Genomic DNA, 6,375 nt, shown 5'->3' on the forward strand with positions numbered 1-6,375 from the left:
GACTGGGTCAGGCTTGCAGGCATGACTGACACCGAGCCCATGAACCTGACCGAGCGCCTGCTGGGGCAGCTGCTGGCCGGCACCGAACTGTTCAGCGTGCACCTGGGCATCCAACTCGGGTTGTACCAGGTGCTGCACGAGCATCCCGACGTCACGGACAAGGTCCTCGCCGAGAAGGCCGGGATCGCCGAGCGGTACGCCCGCGAATGGTTGGAGCAGCAGGCCGCGGCCGGCTACGTGCACTGCACGTCGCTTGCGGAGCGGACGTTCCGGCTGCCCGACGGCGCCGCCGACGTGCTGCTCGACCCGGCGCACCCCGAGTCCGGGGTGGGTCTCGTCACCGTGTTCGCCGGGGTGGCGCAGGCGGTGCCGGCGCTCGCCGAGGCGTACCGGACCGGCGGCGGCGTGCCGTACGCCGCGTTCGGGTCCTACACCAGGGACGGCATCGCGGCCATGAACCTGCCGGGCTTCCGGCACGCCCTCGCCCAGGAGTGGCTGCCGGCGCTGCCGGACGTGGTGGAGCGCCTCACGAAGGCACCCGCTCGGGTGCTGGACCTGGGGTGCGGGGCGGGCGCGTCGACGCTCGCGCTCGCCGGGGCGTTCCCGCGGGCCGCGGTCACCGGCATCGACCTGGACGAGGACTCGATCGCCGACGCCCGGCGGGCCGCGGCGACGGCGGGGCTCGCGGACCGGGTGACGTTCCTGCAGCAGGACGCGGCGGCCGCGGCGGGCGACTACGCCCTCGTCACCATCTTCGAGGCGCTGCACGACATGGGCGACCCGGTCGGGGTGCTGCGCACCGTCCGGGGGTTGCTCGCGCCCGGCGGTGTGCTGTTCGTCGCGGACGAGAAGGTCGCCGACGAGTTCACCGCGCCGGCCGATGAGATCGAACGCCTGCAGTACGCCTTCAGCGTCCTGCACTGCCTGCCGGCGACGATGGCCGAACACCCGGTGGAGGCGGCTGGGACCGCGCTGCGGGCTCCGACGGTCGCCCGGTGGGCGGCGCAGGCCGGATTCGCCAGCACCGTGCTGCCGATCGAGCACGACTTCTGGCGCTTCTACCGGCTGTCCGTTCTGGACTGAGTCCAACGTGGACGGCCGCCGTTCTGGACTGAGTCCAGCGTGGACAGGCGTTGGATTAGGGTTGCTTTAAAAGCACCTGAAGCATTCGTCGTTCGACACATCCGATTGGTATGACCGTCCCCGGTGGACATTCAAGGGGCAGTCTCAGACGGCGTTCGCATCCCACGTGAGTTTCGCCGGCCGTACCGGCGCCGGCGGTCCGTCGACGCGTGGCGGGCGATGACCATCGCCGCGTTCTGGCTCGGGTTGGTGGCGACGCTGCTGCCGTGGTGGTGGAACACGCCCGCCGGTTTCCTGCGCGACCCGGCGACCTCGCTGACCGCCGTGGGGCGGATCACCGGTCTCGTCGCCGGCTACGTCCTGCTGGTGCAGGTGCTGCTGATGTCCCGGGTCGCGTGGCTGGATCGCTGGCTGGGCGCTCGGGACCTGTTGCACTGGCACCGTGACCTCGGCGTGTTCGTCGTCGCCACGGTGGTCGCGCACGCCGCGTTCATCGTCCTGGGGTATGCGAAGCTCGAACGCGTCGGCCCCGCACGCGAGATCGTCAGGTTGCTCACGGTCGACAAGTACACCGGGATGCTCGGCGCGTTCGTGGCCACCGGGATCCTCGTGGCGCTCGCCGTGCTGGCGCTGCCACGGCTGCGGCGCAGGATGTCCTACGAGGTCTGGCACCTGCTGCACATGACGTCCTACCTGGTGCTGGTGCTGTCGGTCGGGCACCAGTTCGCGGTCGGGCAGGAGATGTCACTGCCAGGGTTCTCGCGGTACTGCTCGCTGCTGCTGTGGTGCACGGTCGTCGCCGCGGTCGTCTGGGGGCGCATCGTCGCTCCGGTGCGGATGAACCTGCGGCACCGCTTCCGGGTGCGGTCCGTCGTCGCGGAAGGCCCCGACATGGTGTCCATCTACATCGGCGGGCAGCGGCTGCCGGAGCTGCGGGTGCGGGCGGGGCAGTTCTGCCGCTGGCGGTTCCTGGACGAGCGCAACTGGTGGCAGGCGCACCCGTTCTCGATGTCGGCGGCCCCGAACGACGAGTGGCTGCGGCTGACCGTGAAGGTCGTCGGCGACCACACCAGGGGTCTGCGCCGGCTGCGCCCAGGCACGCGGGTCTTCGTGGAGGGCCCCAGCGGCGACTTCACCGCCGACCGCCGCCGGCAGGCCAGGGCGCTGCTGATCGCGGGCGGCAGCGGCATCGGCCCGATCCGTGCGCTGCTGGAGGAGCTGCCGCCGCGCACCGTTGTGCTGTACCGCGCCCGCAACGCCGCCGAGCTGGTGTTCCGTTCGGAGCTGGAGCTGCTCGCCGAGGCCCGCGACGCACAGGTCTGGTACGTCACCGGTGGCCGCGACGACCCGGGCCCGCGGCGCGCGTTCAGCCCGCGAGGGCTCGTGGAACTGGTGCCGGACCTGACCCGCCGCGACGTGTACCTGTGTGGTTCCGCCGGGCTCGTCGACGCTTCGGTGGTGGCGTTGCGCCGCGCCGGGGTGCCGCCGCGGCAGATCCACCTCGACCCGTTCGAGTTCTGATGCGCCGCATCGGATTCGCCGTCCTCGGCACGGGCGTCGTCACCGCGGTCCTGATCGCGGTGAAGTCGCAGCTGCCGCCCGTGTCCGTGCCCGGCCCGGCCGCCTCAGCGCCCGCCACGGCGGCCCGCAGGCCGAGCGGCCCGTCCATGGCCCACGCGCCCGCGGTGGCGTCGCAGGCGGCGCCGGGCGTCGGCGTCGTGGACCCGAGCCGGATGATGGACGGCTCCTACCTGGGCGCGGTCGTCACCAACCCGTACGGACCCGTCCAGGTCCGCGTGGACGTGCGCGGGGGGCGGCTCGTCGACGTGGTCGCGGTGCGGCTGCCGACGGCCGCGGCACGGGGCATCGAGATCGGCATGCGGGCCACGCCGGTCCTGCGGGAGCAGGCCCTGGAACGGCAGAGCGCCGACCTCGACACGGTGTCGGGTGCCACGTACACCAGCGACGGCTACCGGCGGTCGCTGCAGTCGGCGCTGGACGCCGCACGGTCCGGCCGGCCCGGCACGTGACCCGGCCGGCAGCCGCGCCCGGCACGTGGCCGGCCGGTTGCCGCGCCCGGCACGGCACGCGTCAGAGGGAGATCCGCATCGACGCGCTCTCCACGTCGCTGAACCCGAGCTTCCGGTAGAGCTCGTAGCCGTCGTCGGAGGCGTGCAGCTGCACCCGGACGATCCCGCTGTGCCGGAACCACCCGAGCAGCCCCGTCATGCACGCCCGGGAGTAGCCGCGGCGCCGGTACCCGTCGTCGGTGGCCACATTGAAGATGTAGCCGTGCAACCCGGTCGGGTTCGACGGCGAGCCGAGCCGCGCGTCGATGGCGCCGACCGCGCACGCCGCCAGCCGCCCCGGCTCGTCGGGCCGGTCCACGACGAACGCCGCCGTGCGTGCGTCCGGCTCCGGCAGCCGCTCCCGCAGCGACCGGACGGCCTCCTGCGACCACTCCCCCGGCTGCGGTGCGACGCCGTCCACGGACTCGAACATCACGATCCGCAGCCGGACCAGCTCGCCGGCGTCGGCAGCGGTGGCCCTGCGAGCCCGCACCTCGATCACGACGGAAAGCTATCAAGCGGCGGTGTACCCCGTCGCCTGCAATTCGAACAGCTCCGCGTAGGTGCCGCCGGCGGCGAGCAGGTCGAGATGGCCGCCGTGCTCGACGATCCGGCCGTCGTGCAGGACGTAGATGTGGTCGGCGTGGCGGACGTTGGCGAGGCGGTGCGTGATGAGCACCGTGATGCGGTCGGGCGCGCCGGCCCGCAGCGCCGCGAACAGCGCGTGCTCGGCCCGCGCGTCCAGGGCCGCGGACGGCTCGTCGCAGATGAGCACCGGGGCGTCGCGGTAGAAGGCCCGGGCCGCGGCGAGGCGCTGCCACTGGCCGCCGGAGAGGTCCTGGCCGCCGGCGAAGTTGCGGGACAGCAGCGTGCCGTAGCCCGCGGGCAGGCCGGCGATCATGTCGTGGGCGCCGGCCTTGCGCGCGGCGACCTCGATCAGCCCGTCGCGGGCCTCGTCGTCCGTGCCGAGCAGGATGTTGCGTTCAGCGGTGAACGGCCAGTGCCAGTACTCCTGGCTGACCATCGCCACGTGCTGCCACGCGTCTTCAGGGTCGACGGTGGACAGCGGTGTCCCATCCCAGGACACGGTGCCACTGTCGGGGTGGTACAGCCCGGCGATGAGCCGGGCGAGACTGGTCTTGCCAGACCCGTTCTCGCCGACGAGTGCGATCGTCTCTCCACGGTGGACGGTCAGGGTCGCGTCGAGGACCGCCGGCGAGTCCGTCTCGGCGTAGTGCAGCGTGGCGTCCCGCACGGTGATGGTCGCCGGTGGCCGCACCGTCGCCTCCTTCGTCACGGGTGGCATGCGCTCGCCGGCGCGGACCAGGAAGCCCGTGTAGTCGTTGAAGTACAGGCCCTCCTCGTAGACCCGGTTGACGTTGGTGACGGCGAGGGCGAGCGCGGTCCTGGCCGCCTGCAGCGCGAGCACCGCGGTGCCGGCTGCCGCCAGGGGCAGCCGGTGGTCGATCAGCAGGAGGCCGAGCGCCACGTACACCCCGAACGTCGCGAGCCCGGAGAACACGCCGCCGATGAGCCGGGTCATCGTCTGGCGCCGCACGACCTCCAGCTCGGTGTCCGTCTCCGCGCCGGCCATGATGTCGTACTCGCGCAGCAGGAACGGCCGCATCGTGAACGCCCGCAGCTCCGCCGCGGTGGCCCGGTTCGCCATCAGGTCCGACAGCATCCACAGCCGCCGGCGTCGGCTGGTGCGGGCGTGGTTGCTGAGGTACGCGAGGCGGGCCGCCCGCACCGCCGCCCACGCCGCCGGGACGCTGGCCAGCAGCAGCGCGCCGAGCAGCACCGGGTGCAGCAGCGCGAGGGTGACCGCGGTCGCGGCGAGCCCGGCGAGGCCGGCGGTGAGATCGATCGCGCCCCGGGTCAGGAACTGCACCGCGAGAGACCCGCGGTTGCGAGCCCGTTCCATCTCGTCGGAGAACCCGGCGTCGTCGAACGCGGCCAGCTTGACCTGCGTCGTCAGCTCGAACAGCCGCCGCTCCGCTGTCGTGAGCACCTGCGGCTCGAGCCGCGCCTGCGCCCAGCCGGCGATGATCGACAGCCCGCTCCGCACGGCGGTTGCGACGGCCACCATGATCAGTGACGGCACCGCCGCCCGGACCCGGTCCAGGGTCGGCCCGGAGGCGAAAAGCGCCTGCAGCACGCCCCGCGTCGCGAGCAGCCCGAACGCCGTCGCCACCCCGGTGAGCAGGTTGAACAGCAGCGCGGCGAGCGTGTCGCGGGGGCTGGCCTGCCACGCGATCGCGATCGCCTGGCGCAGGACGGCGGGCAGGCGTTTCGCCATCGCGCTGAACCGCACGTTGGCCAGCGCCACGCTGTGCGACTCCCACCACGACGCTTTGAGCTCCGGCAGCACGGAGCTGCCGGAAGGCTGTGACAGTGCGGTGGCAGGCGCCTTGGCCATTGACCCTCCTCGACGTCTCCGCTTCGAGGATAGCGGCGTCCCGGCGCTGCCGGGTGAGCCGTCACACGCTTGGGTGGCGCGGTTGTGGGTACGCAACCTGCGGAAGCGACACAGAAGGAGGACATCAGCGATGAATGTCGCGTTTCTGGTTGCCAAGGAAGGCATTGAGCAGGTCGAGCTCACCGAGCCGTGGAAGGCCGTCGAACACGCCGGTCACACGCCCCGGCTGATCTCGCCCGAACCCGGCCGGGTCCAGGCATATCACCACCTGGACAAGGCAGACTCGTTCGACGTCGACGTGACCGCGGCCGACGCACGGGCCGCCGACTACACCGCCCTCGTCCTACCGGGCGGCGTCGCCAACGGTGACCTGTTGCGGTGGCAGCGACCGGCGGTGGACCTGGTGCGCGACTTCGTCGCGGCCGGCAAGCCGATCGCGGTCATCTGTCACGGCGGCTGGGTCCTCATCGAGGCCGGCGGCGTCACCGGGCGCCGCATCACGTCCTGGCCGTCGATGCAGACCGACTTCCGCAACGCCGGCGCCACCTGGATCGACGAGGAACTGGTCGTGGACGGCCCGCTGATCAGCAGCCGCAAGCCGGATGACCTGCCGGCGTTCTGCAAAGAACTGGTCGAGACCCTGGCGGACGCCCGCTAACCCGCACGTGATCGCGGCGTCCCGGTGGCACACCGAGCCCACCGGGACGCCGTGACCGCGCACCGTGACCGCGCACCGTGACCGCGCACCGTGACCGCGCACCGTGACCGCGCACCGTGACCGCGCACCGTGACCGCGCACCGTGT

General features: G+C 72.4%; 6 protein-coding genes. 4 read left to right on the forward strand and 2 right to left on the reverse strand.

Translation table 11 applies throughout. The features are described 5' to 3' along the window. The first annotated feature begins 21 nt into the window (after positions 1 to 21). From AB0K00_RS24410 to AB0K00_RS24420, 3 genes are all read left to right on the forward strand, one after another. Positions 22 to 1,083: a methyltransferase domain-containing protein gene (locus tag AB0K00_RS24410; RefSeq protein WP_363523802.1), complete on the forward strand. Its 1,062-nt coding sequence runs from the start codon at positions 22 to 24 to the stop codon at positions 1,081 to 1,083. A gap of 219 nt (positions 1,084 to 1,302) precedes the next feature. Continuing rightward, complete coding sequence (locus AB0K00_RS24415; RefSeq protein WP_363523803.1) at positions 1,303 to 2,604, forward strand: ferric reductase-like transmembrane domain-containing protein; 1,302 nt, start codon at positions 1,303 to 1,305, stop codon at positions 2,602 to 2,604. Then, entirely contained in the window at positions 2,604 to 3,113 is a 510-nt protein-coding gene (locus AB0K00_RS24420; RefSeq protein ID WP_363523804.1) for an FMN-binding protein, read from the forward strand. The genes AB0K00_RS24415 and AB0K00_RS24420 overlap by 1 nt, the downstream gene beginning before the upstream one ends. 61 nt (positions 3,114 to 3,174) lie before the next feature. Here the strand turns inward: AB0K00_RS24420 and AB0K00_RS24425 are convergent, their stop codons facing one another. Beyond that, positions 3,175 to 3,654 (reverse strand): GNAT family N-acetyltransferase, encoded by a 480-nt coding sequence (locus AB0K00_RS24425; protein WP_363523805.1) that lies wholly within the window; start codon positions 3,652 to 3,654, stop codon positions 3,175 to 3,177. Positions 3,655 to 3,666: 12 nt separating this feature from the next. Then, a complete protein-coding gene (locus AB0K00_RS24430; protein ID WP_363523806.1) occupies positions 3,667 to 5,571 on the reverse strand; it encodes an ABC transporter ATP-binding protein in 1,905 nt (634 codons plus the stop codon). A gap of 130 nt (positions 5,572 to 5,701) precedes the next feature. Here AB0K00_RS24430 and AB0K00_RS24435 point away from each other — a divergent pair, with 130 nt between their 5' ends. Further along, the gene (locus AB0K00_RS24435) at positions 5,702 to 6,229 is read left to right on the forward strand and encodes a type 1 glutamine amidotransferase domain-containing protein (protein WP_363523807.1); all 528 of its coding nucleotides are present in this window, start codon (positions 5,702 to 5,704) and stop codon (positions 6,227 to 6,229) included. The last annotated feature ends 146 nt before the right edge of the window (positions 6,230 to 6,375 follow it).

It is taken from the genome of Dactylosporangium sp. NPDC049525 (assembly GCF_040676755.1).
GTDB lineage: Bacteria > Actinomycetota > Actinomycetes > Mycobacteriales > Micromonosporaceae > Dactylosporangium.